This window comes from Chitinolyticbacter meiyuanensis (assembly GCF_008033135.1).
Taxonomy (GTDB): domain Bacteria; phylum Pseudomonadota; class Gammaproteobacteria; order Burkholderiales; family Chitinibacteraceae; genus Chitinolyticbacter; species Chitinolyticbacter meiyuanensis.
In genome coordinates this window covers 2,153,140-2,168,398 of record NZ_CP041335.1, presented here as the reverse complement: position 1 = coordinate 2,168,398, position 15,259 = coordinate 2,153,140, and the positions used below count along the sequence as shown (strand labels likewise).

Genomic DNA, 15,259 nt, shown 5'->3' with positions numbered 1-15,259 from the left:
GCTCAATCCTCCCCCAGAATACCGAACGAGTCAGTGGGAGGGTTGTCGTAGCCAGCAAAGGGCTGTTCAGGGACTCCCTGCATCGTATTGGGTGAATTCATGCCAAGCGAGTTGACGCCTAATTGCTGTGCCAGCTGTGAGGGCGGGGTCAAAGGCCCATCTTCAATCAACTTGGAGGAGGCCTGAGCCTCCTGTTCTCGCCCTTTTCCCTGCGTCAGCTTGGCAAGTTTCCGCTTAGCGCGCTGCGAGTCCTTTTGAATTGTTTGCAACAGTTGATATCTCGCTAAGACATCTGCGTACTGGCCCAATGCCGTGATGTCCTGCTGGGTCATCTTGGCCTTGAGCTTACGTGCCTCCTCGTGCTGCCATAGTGTCAAACCATGCGTATATTCGGGGTTGATTGAGTCCGCCTGGATTAGTACCCCCTTCTCATAAGGATGCTCGACGAAGACGTGCTCCATATCCAGCTCGTCATAGAGCACGGTCACCAAACCGTCATACGTTTGCTCTAGTGTCTTAAGCGCATGGCTGTAGTAATATTCATGATGGACGCGCACGCGGCCTTTGCCGATTGCGCAGCGTTTAGGTCTACGAGAGATGGCATCGGCCTCAACCTCTAGTAATGCCAGCGGCTTGGCACGTGCAGTACTCTCCTCCCACATGCGAATCGGCGCACGGCCTGTCATGCTATGTGGCCGCACGTGGTACTCGTTTTCAATCCAGAAATTGATGTAGCCGGTGAGCTGGTCCAGCGTGGCGAATGCGCGTTTTTCACTAGGATAATCGCCACGTGCCTTGGGATTCGAAAAGGTCGTGCCTTTGATCTTCTGAATGAGAAACAACGTTAGGGTACGGAAAAAGGACTCAACGTGCGCTTTGTCGTTCGGATCGCGAACTTCAGCCGGCTGGAAATTGATTCCCAATTTGGAGCAGACGCGCACGACACCACTGTTTTTGAAGTCGACGCCATTGTCGGGAATCAAAACTACGCAGATACCGCCAGGCAATCCCCGGTTTGGGCGAGTGAGCATGTCCTTTATCGCACCAAGCGTCGTCGTTGCCGATGGAGGAAACATGCTGATGAAGGTACCGACGACGCAGCGCGTATGTACATCCTTAGCACAAACCAGGTAGGGTCTTCCTAGTATCTCCATTGTGTCTGGGTCGACAACAAAGATATCGAGGTAATGCGTGTCGATTTGAACAATATAGAGAGGACGAGGACTCGTGATATTCTTGCCCGCAGCGCGGGCGGCTTGCTCTGCGGCGATATGGCCTTTCTTGATCCGAATTAGTAAAAATGGATCAATAGCGGCAAGCTTTCTCCGAATCGTCCGCTCAGACGGAACCTTGACCTTTGATCCGTCCTTAGTTAATAAATTCTGTTCTGCCAAGTGCCCAACGATATAAGCGAGTACGTCCTTGCTGTCCCGATGCTCTTCGACCAAGAAGCTATCGACCGCAGACAGGAGCAGCACCTCGATCTCAGGCGAGAATCGCAAGCTGCGATTACCACGTCGTCGTGTCGGCGCCATGAATGCGTCTTTGCCATCCTCAGCCAACTTCTTGACCCAACTGGAAACTGTGCGCGCTGAGGGAGCACGATTGTCCTGAATTGACTGAGCAAACTCAGGAATCCACTCAGTCAATAAGCGAATCGAATTGGGGTGCGGGAGCACCATCAACGCAGTTTCTGCATACTTCAATTGGCGGATAGCCGCGTTGAACTCGTCCTCATTCAAGGTCGCCAGCGTCGGTAAGCCAGCATTCACTTGCTGTCTCCACAGATCAGCATTGAGCACCGTCAGCTCGCCTTCCGTTTGCAGCTCAATGAATCGACCCTGCGTAACTCGATATTGTTTGCCACCACAAACTGCTGCATAACGAACGGCACCGAAGCCGACGTACGCCACCTCGAACTCGGCGCCACGCAGATCGAAACGCATGCCTGGGATGGCTTGGAAAAGTGTGCGGAGCTGGCTCATATCCAGATCTCCGTTGTGTCGTCGATGATTCGTTTCCAGTTGATCTGGAGTGCGCCGATAAACAGAAGGTGCGGGACAGTCGCGACCGGCAGCGACAGCGCACAACAGCGGTCGTGCAATTCCCCGTAGGTGTAGCGCGTAGCTTGCTCTACCCCCATTTGCGCCAACAGTTCTGCACAATCGGCATCATCCGGCCGCGTGTGGTACTGGCTATGCAGCCACAGCAGGTTGTCATGCACGATTTTTGCCGGAAGGTCCCAAGTGTCCAGAACCTGGTAGTCAATCCCCCACCTGCCAAGCACGTTGCCAATGTGGACTTGGTCGGCCACGACATCCGCACTCTGGTGCCTCCTGTCGACTTTCACCTCCGTAACCAGCAAACAACCTTGCTTGTCCACCGTTACAAAGTCCGGATATGCCGTTCGGTTGCCGGGCAACGGCACTGTGATGGCTTGCATCCGATATGCGACGATGTGGGGGTCTCGTTCAAACATGAGGGCCGCAGCTGCCTCTAAGCGGCTTTCTGCTGCCATGTAGACAGACGTTCTGCCGAACGGCGCGTTCTTTTTGCTGGGGAAGTAGCTAGGACGTGCCCCCCGCCGGCCCAGATGGATGTGGCGCAAACCTTGCAGAACGTTGTCCAGCGACGGCTCTGCTGCGAAGGCCTCATCGACCTGCTGCAACAAGGCGGCGCGAAGTGACCAGTCGGCGTTCAGAGGCCGGACCAGCTCGCGCGAACCACTGCAGTCGACATGCAAGTCGCGCTGGATGAAAATGTTGTGCATGACAAATGTCTCCAGTTTTGAGGCGTGACCAGCCCCGTGCCCAGGGTTTGGGGGCAGTTGGCCGCGCCGATCAGAATCAAGAGACGAGCGAATTCACGCGACTTGACAGTCGCGATGGGATGCACAAGAATGGGGACATCAAGCGAATCTCGAAATTTCTTGATGTCTTGCCAAGGGCCCGGATTGCCGTCCGGGCTTTTGTGCGTCTGCTCGTCAGAATTTAGTGTTGCTGGTCGACCCTACCTCCTCTGATAAGTAACATTTGCTTCACCGGCGAGACTGCCCCCAGCGCCATCTCCGGCGGCCCGTACCTGCGGCGGCCGTGTGCCCAGGCGTTGATCGCCTCGCTGCCGCGCTCGACGTGCGCCTTCATGCATCAACCCTCTCTAAGCCTCGCCCCCCCCCCCCCCGCACAAGCCACATACGCATCTGGCTGGAAAGGCGTGTTGAGCGAATGAGCTTAGCTGGGTGGGCCCTAAAACCACCATCCGGCGGCATCCATCTACGATGGCTTGCGCTTGGTCAGCCAGGGTCCTTCGGCTTCCATCATCCTTTGGGTCAATGCTCCCCTTCTGTACAAATCGCTGTCTGCTTACCAAGTGAGCCTGCTTGCGATCTCTGCGCGCTCAACCAGTGGGCAACATCACGTGTAAGCGCGAACAAGCCGCGCCGATGCTGAATCCGAAAAAGGGGTATCGGTACCGTACCCCGACCTAGCGCACGTTGATAAGCGTGAGCAGATTTGTATCCGAGTAAATGAACCAAAATGCTCGAACCCACGACAGGCCCATAAGCAACGGTCAACTCGCGCGTCAGCTCTTGTGCAAGCTCTTGGATCTCACGTTCATCGAGCACTGTGAACTCAACCATCACAACCTCTTCAAGTCTTGCTTCGTCTAGCGATAGTACGACCTTGTCCTAGCATTGGAAACATGGGACGATTCTTGGGAAACGCTCTCCGACCAGACCGCATAACCTCTTGAAAATAAACAAAAAACGTGTGAGTTAATTTCGTACACAACCAATGCCTGCTAAAAGTCCACCTCAGCAAAGGTTTTTCAGAAAAATCGCGACAATTGCTTGGTTCCATGAGTTAGCGCTTCACTTCAACACCACCAACGCCGCGGCACTGAGGCGGGAGATCAAGCCTGCAGATTGCGCAACACCTGATCAAATCAAAGAGCTAGATAGGAAGTGGCGGGACTACCGGAATGGCCGCCATTACCCCAGCAGAGAAATAATTTTAGCCGCTGAGGAAAAATGCCCAGGAGCAGAGCTCACCTTGAAAAGCCCTCTGTGGGAAGCGCTCTGCTCTGATCGTTCAGCACGGAAATTAGCAAAGGAACTGCAGGGGAAAACAAATCAGCACGGAGACCACCTGATTAATTGGGCACTCCGTTTGCCTGCAAAGCATAAAAGCACGGATTGGGTAAAAGAAAACTGCCACCAATTGGCAATAACAGCAACACCCAATGCACTTGCGACGCTCATATTGTGCACTCGCCTGGCCAACGATATCAAATGTGATATGGCAGGAGTTACATGCTGTTTCTGGGCAAAAATTTGCCTAATCTCTATAGATCACTGGACATCAAAACGAAAAGTTATTGAAGAAATAAACGAATGTTTTAATAACAACATACTGAAGAAGTACGTACCACCAGCTGACGGAAAAGCATTATTCTTTTGGCTCATCGCCACAAATAATGATCACATACAATTACTAGAGCTCGATCCATTCCCCCAAGGTCACGATCAACTTTTCGCTTACCTTGCGTCGCCGGATCGCTTGAGCTACCTGAAAAATTCAATTATTTAGAAAAGGCTCTTGTCCACCCTCTTGGCGCTAGTGATTACTCCACTGATTGAATGTGATCAGCTCGACACGTTTAGAAGCAGCTGTTCGGCCGAAGCAGCTAATCAGCGATGCAACAGGTAATGGCCGGTTTACAACAGAAATCCAAGCACTCGGATGCCAGCACTGGGTGGCATCTGAGTGTATTTTCAAATCTTCCACACGTCTGCGATTCCCGACCGGATCGCTGCTACGACAAACCTAGCCGATAGCAGGCAGCCGATTCTATGGAACGAGTCGCCTTTGTTCTCGCCGCCGTCGTCGACAACTGTTTTTGCTGCGAAGAATGCAGTCCGGTTCTGCGCGTGCCTTGCCGCTTCGTAAACGGAGAAGACTTCCATGTCAAAGCCCGCAAGTTTACGCTGTCCAACTGTCAGCTCGGACGTCTTGCCGTCTTCGGCAATGACAGCGCTGCCGCTGCTAGTAGGCGCGCTAGATTTGATGTTGCAGCAGACCCGTTCCTTGCCATTCGGCACTTCAGACTTTCCAGGATTCAGACCATCCAAGAGCGAAGATATTACGGCGGGGTCCGAGGCAACCTCAACCAGCTTATTGTGGACGTCTACCTCTAGCTGCACGTCGTAATGCTCCGACTTGAAGCCCGTCGCGCTCCACTTACCCACGTCGTGCTGATAACAGATCTGGGTAACCAGCAAGTCATACATCTCAGACTCGCCGGCAACGCCGCCGCAGATGCCACTCATGCAGATCAGGCGCGGCTCGAATCGATCCAACGCGAACGCCGCAGCTACAGCTGCAGCGACGAGTCCCATGCGTTGTGCCCGAACGATGACAGCTTTGTACTCGCCGATCTCGACTTCTCGGCAGATCAGGCCCGAAATGGACCTCACGGGGCCCCAGGTATCGGTGAGGCCCTCGAATGCGGCAGCCTCCTTTTCCAACGCACACATGATGACTACATCAAACTTCTTCTTGGGTTGAGCAGCCAGCAGCTTGATTTTCAGCGCCTCACGCCACGCGCCGTGATCATTGAAGGGAATAACGTTAATGTCGACCAGATTCAGGTCGTGCACGAAGTCCCCCGCGTTGAGGCTGTGCCGGGTTAAGACGATGGCAGGTGTGCTGAAGGACTTGCTGCGGTAATCTCGCGTCGTTTCGACAAGTGATTCATGGTGGTCCTCCACAGTACCGTCCTTGGCCGAGCGTGGGACCAAGAGATCCAGAAGAATTAAATCAAATTTGGTATCCGCAACAGTGCGCGAGTAGTCCAGCCAGTTCTTTTCTCGTTGAATCATTGCATCCGGCATGATTTCGACGACATGCGCACGGATCTGTTCAAACTTAACGTCCTCGTCTTCCAGTATCAGTATTTTCATAACTGCTCCAAAATTGAAAAGATGTCGGCCTTCCATTGGTTATCGTTCTCTAGGTATCGAACGCAGCCGGCCACCTCAATATCGAATTTTTCGAGTATCTCGTTTTTTGCTAGGTACACCGGAATAGGAAGGCTTTCGATATCGATATCGGGATACTGTGTAAGAATGATGCAGTGCGTATTTTTTTCTGAGCAGGCAATCTCAAACAACACGTCAAGTCCACCCGACGAAAGTGGGAACGGAGAGCCGGCCCCGGCCTCCGGCTCATGACTGTGAATCGACATGTCAATGATCGCCAAGTCGAAGGTCTGCGATGCCAATAAGGCAGTCGCAGAGGCTAGAGCCTGGCATTCGGCAACCTCAATTTTTCCTGCGAAGATTTCGCTCAAATATGAACGAATGCCTTCCATCTTAAATTGATCGTCTTCGACAATCAGGCATTTAATTTGCTTAGTGTTCAAGAGCATAAATTAGTCTTACCTGTACCTCGCTGCCCACTACTGCGTACTGGTTCAGCTCAAAATCTTGGCGATTGCTCGCCAAAAGCAACAGCTTGGATATTCCACTCTTTTTGTCGTACATATTCGCGTCCTGGAAGTCCGCCTTCTTGCGCTCTTCGATATCAGCTGAGACTTTGGCAGGATCATCTGTTGGTTTGATTGAGGAAGATATCTCGACAACCAAGCGCTTTCCCTTTCCAGGCACGATTTCAAAGTTTCTCTTCAGCGGGCGGCTGCGATCCGCATATTTGGCCGCATTGCCAACCACGATCGCAAGGGAGTCGTAGACTAGGTGGTAGAAACCACCAGCTAGCTCAATTTCCTCCTTGCTAGCGTCGGCAGCCTGGGGGTCAAAGTCGGGGATCGTGTCCCTCACTTCTGCAACCGTCGCGGCGAAGATCAACGACACAGAAGCCTTTGGTGCCACGATTGACGGGCGCTTGAACCAGCCGAATATGGCTGAAAGCTTCTGGTCGATGGAGAGCTCCAATTCACGCCGGAACGCATCCGCGAGTCTCGCATGAGCCGGTGTTGAAGCTGGCACCAACTCATCGTGGAGGAACTTCTCATTTTTCAAGGGCTTCTGCTGTGCCCTCAGGTACCGCGTGACCGAGACCAGATCAAGTTCGGCGAGCCGCCAGCAGTAGTCAATGATCGTTTGATCGATGCCAGCGGTCGATGTCGTCTCTGCAAAGTTCTTGCTAATGTTCTTCACAGCAGCCGTCAGCACCTCATGCTTGCTCGGGCCATACGATTCCGGCGTTAAGACACCCAGCGGCTTTGACTTCGAATGGACATGCAAGCGCTCTGCAATAATTTCCTCAACCGCCTTGTTGTAGATATCCTTCCAAGCACTCCATTTCGCTGAAAACTGGGGATTGGAAAATAGCGGCTGATATTTGTCGGCTTTTTCTATCGAATTGATGACGCTCGAATACAAGTGGCCGTGAAAGGTGCCGTGGCGAATTCGTCGCCCAAGATATGACGCAATCCCAAAAACTGGGTTTGAGCAGAATGCGATATAGCTCTGTGTCATGACCAGCGAAAGGATCGCCTCGTCGCAAGTGACCGAGATTCCCTTTTTTCCTGCCCCCGTTGAAGTCAATGCACTATTCAATTCGATCATCATCTCGTCTTCAATCCATGACGAGAAGCGCGAGGGGTCCACGAAGATCCGATGATCGTCGATTTCATTTCGAACTCGATTGATCTGGTGATCGATTCTCACCGCGCGAGCGCGCTGCCGGAAGTGCTCGTCGTCCGTGAATTCCGCCATCCATTCATGCAGTGATGCGCGAATCTCTGGAATGTCAGTGAGATGTGGTGCAAGCGTGTTCAGCTTAGCCAAAAAGTCTTCAGTCACAATGTCATAAATGTACTCGGCCACGTAGGGATGAGATACCTCATAGGATCTGACGAGCTTGACCAGTGAGTAGTCGTGGTGCTTGACAGCAATATCCCCGAGAAGTTTTCTCAATGCGTAGCTGTCAAGTTCATTTTTGCTGCGCTTTGCGAGCAGCAGATAAAGGATTAGCTTGACCAATTCGTCTTTAGCAAGCTTTGCGGCTGTACGAACCGCCTTAATGGGAACCGTGCGCGCCAAATCGCGCGTTAAGCCCATTAAGGTGAGTAAATCCGCCTTTTCGAAGCCAATCTCTCCCTTGGAATCGGTGAGCCAATAGTTGAACAAAGCTGATCTCGTAACCGTTCCCGACAGCTCCAGTCTGGCTAGCGCGGGAAAAGCGTGCTTGGTAAAGGGCTCGCTGCCCACGAGGTCGTTCAGGGTGGGCTCTCCCACCCAGTCATGCAGAGCCTGTTCAAGCTCAGCCGGCAATCCATGCGCTTCTTCTTGCGAAGCGTCATAGTAATTATCGATGAGTATTCGATATCGCCGAATCGGCTCGTATTCCAACCACGCGCTGGATTGTTTGAAAAAGGCATACTCACTTCCATTATCCATGGCGTCGTATGTCGCCACGAGCGGCTCAAAAAGTTTAGCTTGACCGAGAATCTGGGTAATTTCCGCCGTTGCTGGAAAATCTTCCAGCTGAAAAAGGTGGGAATTAAATTTCACCAAAATAACGGCATCGATCAGCGAGCACTTTTCGACTTCTGATAGGAAGTTCGCAAGATCTTGCGCAGATGCCGCGAACGGCTGAACCGTCAGCTTAGAAATCGTGCGGGTATAGCGGTTGATGGCGCCGCGATCGGCGAGATTCAAGATGGACCGCTTGATAGTCAGAATGTTTTGATCCAACGAGTACGCGTGAATTAACGATGCGACGGGAACGTTTTTGATACCAGCCTGCTGTACCAGATCCTCGATGCGATGGTCGACGCTGTCCTTGGCGAGATTCTCACGTATAAGGATAATGCGCCGCAGGAGGGCGTGGCTCCAGCCATCCGTTTCGATGGTGTCGGCGATGCAATCTCGACACGCAGTGATATCACCCTCAGCGTACAGCGTATCGATCTTCAACAGGGAATTGGCAAGCCGGAAGAGCCGCTCCTTATGCGTGACGACGCTGGCTTCAATGGCGCTCAGCAGTTCGTGCAAATCCATTTCGCGATACGCTTGAAGGGTATCAATAAATGGGGAGACCTTCGGAAATGGCGTCGATGTTCGGACTGCCTTCAACAGGGCTGAACTATTTAAAATGGCATCTAGGGCATCCGACTGGACCTTCCCAAGTGTGCCGCGCAACCGCTCCAAGCTGCCGATCGCATTCACGTCACCGTTGCTGAGAATGGCTCGGAGCTTGTTTCTCGATTTCTTGTCGAGTCGCTTGAGTTCTTCAAACCTGCGCATCAATCTTCCTTAGTTTCGCCTTTGCACTGGGACTGATCCATAGAGAAAATTAATAGACACATCCATAAACGAAGAACCTCGCAAGCACGAGGTTCTTTGTTTATTGCAAAATTGTATATCCGCTAGTGAACAATTGTATGTTGTAAATGCAACGACGCCTGTCACCCTGCGCTAAAGAACATGCAATCAGAGCAAACTCATCTGTCCGCTAGAGCAGGCATATGTGTCCGAAAAGCAACCTTATGTGTCCGTGACCGACAAATTGAGATCAATCCCAGCTCAACGCCCCACCCGTCTGATACTCAATCACCCGGGTTTCGAAGAAGTTCTTTTCCTTCTTCAGATCGATCATCTCGCTCATCCACGGGAACGGGTTGGTTACGCCAGGGAATAGCGGATCAAGGCCGATCTGCTGCAGGCGGCGGTTGGCGATGAAACGCAGATATTCCTTGAATTGGGCAGCATTGAGGCCCAGCACGCCGCGCGGCATGGTGTCTTCGGCGTAGGCGTATTCCAGGTCCACCGCCTTCTTGAACAGCTCGATGATCTCGGCCTTGAAGCTGTCGGTCCACAATTGTGGGTTTTCCAGCTTGATGGTGTTGATCAGGTCGATGCCGAAATTGCAGTGCATCGATTCGTCGCGCAGGATGTACTGGTACTGCTCGGCGGCGCCGGTCATCTTGTTCTGGCGGCCCAGCGCCAGGATCTGCACGAAGCCCACGTAGAAGAACATGCCTTCCATGATGCAGGCGAACACGATCAGCGATTTGAGCAGCTGTTGATCGGTGGCGAGCGTGCCGGTCTTGAAATTGGGGTCGGTCAGCACGTCGATGAAGGGGATGAGGAATTCATCCTTGTCACGGATGCTGGCCACTTCGTGATAGGCATTGAACACCTCGCCTTCATCCAGGCCCAGCGATTCCACGATGTACTGGTAGGCGTGGGTGTGGATGGCTTCGTCGAAAGCCTGGCGCAGCAGGAACTGGCGGCATTCCGGGCTGGTGATGTGGCGATAGGTGCCGAGCACGATGTTGTTGGCAGCCAGGCTGTCAGCGGTGACGAAGAAGCCCAGGTTGCGCTTGACCAGGCGCTTTTCGTCCTCGCTCATGCCGTTGGGGCTCTTCCACAGCTCGATATCGCGCTGCATATTGATTTCCTGCGGCATCCAGTGGTTGGCGCACTGGGCCAGGTACTTCTCCCATGCCCACTTGTGCTTGAACGGCACCAGCTGGTTCACGTCGGTGGTGCCGTTGATCACGCGCTTGTCGACCACGTTGACACGACCGGCATTGCCGGCCGGTGCAGCGGCTGCGGCCGGCTGGGCAGCCGGTTGCGGCTGGGCCGGGCGCGGAACGGGGGCGGCGGTAGCGATGTCGTCGTCGAAGCTGAGCATGGATGAGTCCTCTTGCGTGCGGTGTTGCTAAATGGGAATAGGCGCGGCTAGCGGGCTGCGCCGGAAATCGGGCGGAAATCGATGTTGCTGGAATCGGTCACGCCCCAGAGCACCTGGGCGTGGTTGAGATCGCGGCCGCGGGTGTCGGCGGTGGTGACGTCGGACTGGAAATTGAGATTGACCTGCACTTGGCCAAGGTAGGCCACCCGGCCTGCCGTAACGGTAAAGCGGTCATCGCGCGGGAAATGCACGTAGCGGCGCATGCGCCAGCCACCGAACTCCTCCACCCAGCTGCCCCAGGCCTGTACGATGCGGTACTCACCGGGCACCAGCGGAATGACAAACAACCGACCCTTGCCATCCGATTCGTCACCGGGAGCGCGAATGTAATCGGTCCATTCCTGAGCGATCACGGTTTTCTGGCCGCCAGGGCCGACGATATCAACCGCCGCCTGGCCGGAGTCATCGAACGATAGCGTGGTCATGGTGACGGCAATCATGGCGGCGCCCTGCCCTGGCTGCAGTGCAATACGGCCGCCCTCCACGGGCGGGCGCATGCTGGCGCAGGCGGAGAGCATGAGTGCGGCAATCACGAGCAGCAGGCGACGCATGACGATACCTCCTTCAAGTCAGACCACGGCGAACGGCACGATGTTCAATACGGATACGGCAGTCCGTCCGGTTGTGGGATGCGGCCTTGCAGATTGCTCATGTCGTTGATCTTGGCTTCCTGCGCCAGCGCATAGAAATCGCGGGCGCGCAGGTCGGAGAACACCGCGATCGGCGTGCCATCGAGCACCACGTGCAGGTTGCCCAGATAGGCCACTTCGTTCGGTGCAATGGCGAAACGCTGGCCCAGCGGCACCCAGAATTCGTGCTTCTTGCCGCCTTCCGCCGGCTCGTAGCTGCCGGTCACGTAGCGCAGCACATAGGGGCCGGGGGGCAGGCTCAGCTGCAGCAGCTTGCCGACTGCTTCGGGCTGTCCACCGAAATTCACGATGCGATCACCATCCTTCACGGTGACCTTCTGCACGCCGCCGGGGCCTTCGAAGACCAGCATGGCGAAGCCATCCTCGGCGCCGGGCGGGGCCGACAGCGTGATGGACAGCAGTGCCAGCGCGCGGCCTTCCGGCGCGGTCAGGCGCTTGAGTTCGACCGGCTTGGCCGTTTCGGCAGCCGGGGCCGGCGCGGGTGCAGCGGCGGCTTCCGGTGCCGGGGTGGGTGCTGGTGCCGGGGCATCCTCGGCCTGGGCCAGCGTGGCCAGCAGCAGCGCGGCCAGCGCGTAACGGGGTGACATCATGCTCGCTCCATCGGTTTTTTGGTCTTGTTGCCGCATCGGGGCTGGGCCCAACCGCGATGCGGCAACACGCTGGCTAGCAGCGTGCCGCGCCGGCGCAGGGCGTCAGTCCGCCGCCATGCGCCGGGCACTCAACCGCTTACTGGCAGGCTTCGCACTCGGGATCGTCGATGCTGCAGAACTTCGCGCCTTCCGCCGCGCCTTCACCGGCACCATCGCTCGCTTGCACCGGGGCAAGCGGCGCCATCGGCGCGGCCGGCTGGGCATGCACGCCACCGCTGGTGGGCACGGCGTTGAGTTCACCACCGCGGCCAGTCGACTTCTCGGCGCTGGTGGCAGCCAGCGTGCGCAGGTAGTAGGTGGTCTTCAGGCCACGGAGCCAGGCGTGCTTGTAGAGCTCGTCCAGCTTCTTGCCCGAGGCACCGGCCATGTAGATGTTCAGCGACTGGGCCTGGTCGATCCACTTCTGGCGACGCGACGCGCATTCCACCAGCCAGATCGGGTCCATTTCGAAGGCAGTGGCGTAGAGCGCGCGCAGGTCTTCCGGAATGCGGTCGATACGGGCCACCGAGCCATCGAAGTACTTCAGGTCCGAGATCATCACCTCGTCCCACAGGCCACGCTCCTTCAGGTCGTGCACCAGGTATTCGTTGATCACGGTGAACTCGCCCGACAGGTTCGATTTCACGAACAGGTTCTGGTAGGTCGGTTCGATCGAGGCAGATACGCCGACGATGTTGGCAATGGTCGCGGTCGGGGCGATGGCAAGGCAGTTGCTGTTGCGCATGCCGTGGGTGGCGATGCGGCCACGCAGCGTGGTCCAGTCGAGGCGCTCGCTGGTATCCACTTCCAGGAAGCCGCCGCGCTCCTCGGCCAGGAGCTTGTTCGAATCGTTCGGCAGGATGCCGCGATCCCACAGGCTGCCCTTGAAGCTCGGGTAGGTGCCGCGCTCCTCGGCCAGCTCGGTCGAGGCCCAGTAGGCGTGGTAGGCGATCAGCTCCATCGACTGGTCGGCGAATTCAACGGCCGACTGCGATGCGTACGGCAGGCGCAGGTTGTACAGCGCATCCTGGAAGCCCATGATGCCGAGGCCCACCGGACGGTGCTTCAGGTTGGAATTGCGCGCCTTGCGCACCGGGTAGTAATTGATGTCGATCACGTTGTCGAGCATGCGCATCGCGGTCTTCACGGTGCGGGCAAGCTTCTCGGAATCGAGCTGACCATCCTTGAGGTGGTTGACCAGGTTGACCGAACCCAGGTTGCAGACGGCAATTTCGTTGTCGTTGGTGTTGAGCGTGATCTCGGTGCACAGGTTGGAGCTGTGCACGACACCGACATGCTGCTGCGGGCTGCGGATGTTGCAAGGGTCCTTGAAGGTGAACCACGGATGGCCGGTCTCGAACAGCATGGTCAGCATCTTGCGCCACAGCGTGAGCGCCGGCAGCTTCTTCGCCACCTTCATTTCGCCGCGGGCGGCCTTTTCCTCGTAACGGGCATAAGCCGTCTCGAAGTCACGGCCGTACAGGTCGTGCAGGTCACGCGCTTCGGACGGCGAGAACAGCGTCCAGTCACCGCCTTCCATCACCCGCTTCATGAAGAGGTCAGGAATCCAGTTGGCGGTGTTCATGTCGTGGGTGCGACGGCGGTCGTCACCGGTGTTCTTGCGCAGCTCGAGGAATTCCTCGATGTCGGCGTGCCACGTTTCCAGGTAGGCGCAGACGGCGCCCTTGCGCTTGCCGCCCTGGTTCACCGCCACGGCGGTGTCGTTCACCACCTTGAGGAACGGCACGATGCCTTGCGATTTGCCGTTGGTGCCCTTGATATGGCTGCCCAGCGCACGCACCGGAGTCCAGTCGTTGCCAAGGCCGCCGGCGAACTTGGACAGCAGCGCGTTTTCCTTCAGCGCCTCGTAGATGCCGTCCAGATCGTCGGCCACGGTGGTCAGGTAGCAGCTCGACAGCTGCGAGCGACGGGTGCCCGAGTTGAACAGCGTCGGGGTCGAGCTCATGAAATCGAAGGTGGAGAGCACGTTGTAGAACTCGATGGCACGCGCTTCGCGGTCCACTTCGTTCAGCGCCAGGCCCATGGCCACGCGCATGTAGAACGCTTGCGGCAGCTCGATGCGGGTGCCTTCCACGTGCAGGAAGTAACGATCGAACAGCGTCTGCAGGCCCAAGTAGCCGAACTGGTAGTCACGCTCGTGCTTGAGCGCGGCGCCAAGCTTGGCAAGGTCGAACTGGGCGAGCTTCTCGTCCAATAGCTCGGCCTCGATGCCGCGCTTGATGAATTGCGGGAAATACTCGGCGTAGCGCTCGGTCATTTCTTCGTGGCTGACTTCCTCACCCAGCACTTCGCGGCGCAGGATGTTGAGCAGCAGGCGGGCGGTGACGAAGCTGTAGGCCGGCTCCTGTTCGATCAGCGCACGGGCGGACAGCACGGCGGACTTGCGCACTTCCTCGGCCGGCACGCCGTCGTAGAGGTTCTTCAGCGTTTCGGCCAGCACGGCGCCCTGATCGGTCACCGATTCGAAGCCCGAGCAGGCCGAGGCGATCAGTGCCTTGAGCTTGCCGAGATCCAGCGGGCGGCTGCTGCCGTCCTCGAACTTGACGTTGAGCTCGACCAGTTGCTCACCGCTTTCCTCGCCCTTGGCGGCGCGCTCGGCGGCGCGGCGCTCGCGGTAGATCACGTAGGCGCGGGCGACATCGTGCTCGCCGGCGCGCATCAGCGCGAGTTCGACCTGATCCTGGATATCCTCGATATGGATGGCACCGCCTTCGGGCTTGCGGCGCATCAGCGCGCTAACCACCGAGTTGGTGAGCTGGGACACGCGCTCGCGCACGGCCGCGGACGACGCGGCGTGGCTGCCCTGGACCGCAATGAACGCCTTGGTCACCGCCACCGAGATCTTGGAAGGTTCAAAGGCCACCACCGAGCCATTGCGGCGGATGGTCTTGTAGTTGGCGTAGCGGTCGGTGAGATCGGGGGTATCGTTCATGCGGCTTCCAGTGGTGCTGTCCAGCTCGGCGTACATGCTCGGCTCCTTGTTGTAGATGGGCCAGAAGAGAGGATGTGGGGAAAACTGTGGATGGTTTGTGAACACAACATATAGTGGTGCCACAACCCGACTGACACAAATACTAGGGGAAAGCGGTGCGCTGGCGCAACTCGGAACAGCTGTGTTAAGCCGATCAGCGGTTGCTGATCGAGCGGGTGCGCAAGCAAAGCCAATGGCGGCTGGGATTCCGGCGTGTTGCGCCAAAAAGACAGCGCAGTGAAAGCCGCCAGCCGGGCTGTTGCA

Annotated in this window: 10 protein-coding genes; 1 reads left to right on the top strand and 9 read right to left on the bottom strand. The window is 56.4% G+C overall.

All coding sequences use genetic code 11. From position 1 onward, the window contains the following. Positions 1-2 precede the first annotated feature (2 nt). Entirely contained in the window at positions 3-1,985 is a 1,983-nt protein-coding gene (locus FLM21_RS10490; RefSeq protein ID WP_148715520.1) for a TnsB C-terminal domain-containing protein, read from the bottom strand. Beyond that, positions 1,982-2,770 carry a hypothetical protein gene (locus FLM21_RS10485; protein ID WP_148715519.1) on the bottom strand — a complete coding sequence of 263 codons (789 nt, stop codon included), beginning with the start codon at positions 2,768-2,770 and terminating at the stop codon, positions 1,982-1,984. Before FLM21_RS10485 ends, FLM21_RS10490 begins: the two co-directional genes overlap by 4 nt. Positions 2,771-3,794: 1,024 nt before the next feature. On the opposite strand from FLM21_RS10485, the gene FLM21_RS10475 reads away from it, so the two are divergent. Then, on the top strand, positions 3,795-4,589 hold the full coding sequence (locus tag FLM21_RS10475) for a hypothetical protein (RefSeq protein WP_148715517.1): 795 nt from the start codon (positions 3,795-3,797) through the stop codon (positions 4,587-4,589). 185 nt (positions 4,590-4,774) lie between these two features. Here FLM21_RS10475 and FLM21_RS10470 read toward each other — a convergent pair whose 3' ends face one another. The 7 genes from FLM21_RS10470 to FLM21_RS10440 form a co-directional block, all read right to left on the bottom strand. Beyond that, entirely contained in the window at positions 4,775-5,962 is a 1,188-nt protein-coding gene (locus FLM21_RS10470) for a phosphorylase family protein (protein WP_148715516.1), read from the bottom strand. Further along, on the bottom strand, positions 5,959-6,372 hold the full coding sequence (locus tag FLM21_RS10465; protein WP_187360179.1) for a hypothetical protein: 414 nt from the start codon (positions 6,370-6,372) through the stop codon (positions 5,959-5,961). Before FLM21_RS10465 ends, FLM21_RS10470 begins: the two co-directional genes overlap by 4 nt. A 40-nt stretch (positions 6,373-6,412) precedes the next feature. Continuing rightward, complete coding sequence (locus FLM21_RS10460; protein WP_148715514.1) at positions 6,413-9,271, bottom strand: hypothetical protein; 2,859 nt, start codon at positions 9,269-9,271, stop codon at positions 6,413-6,415. Positions 9,272-9,539: 268 nt separating this feature from the next. Next, complete coding sequence (locus FLM21_RS10455) at positions 9,540-10,664, bottom strand: ribonucleotide-diphosphate reductase subunit beta (protein WP_148715513.1); 1,125 nt, start codon at positions 10,662-10,664, stop codon at positions 9,540-9,542. Between the two features lie 47 nt (positions 10,665-10,711). Then, positions 10,712-11,275: a hypothetical protein gene (locus tag FLM21_RS10450; RefSeq protein ID WP_148715512.1), complete on the bottom strand. Its 564-nt coding sequence runs from the start codon at positions 11,273-11,275 to the stop codon at positions 10,712-10,714. Between the two features lie 44 nt (positions 11,276-11,319). After that, positions 11,320-11,964 carry a hypothetical protein gene (locus tag FLM21_RS10445; RefSeq protein ID WP_148715511.1) on the bottom strand — a complete coding sequence of 215 codons (645 nt, stop codon included), beginning with the start codon at positions 11,962-11,964 and terminating at the stop codon, positions 11,320-11,322. A 136-nt stretch (positions 11,965-12,100) separates the two neighbouring features. Further along, the gene (locus tag FLM21_RS10440) at positions 12,101-14,992 is read right to left on the bottom strand and encodes a ribonucleoside-diphosphate reductase subunit alpha (RefSeq protein WP_246120872.1); all 2,892 of its coding nucleotides are present in this window, start codon (positions 14,990-14,992) and stop codon (positions 12,101-12,103) included. Positions 14,993-15,259 lie beyond the last annotated feature (267 nt).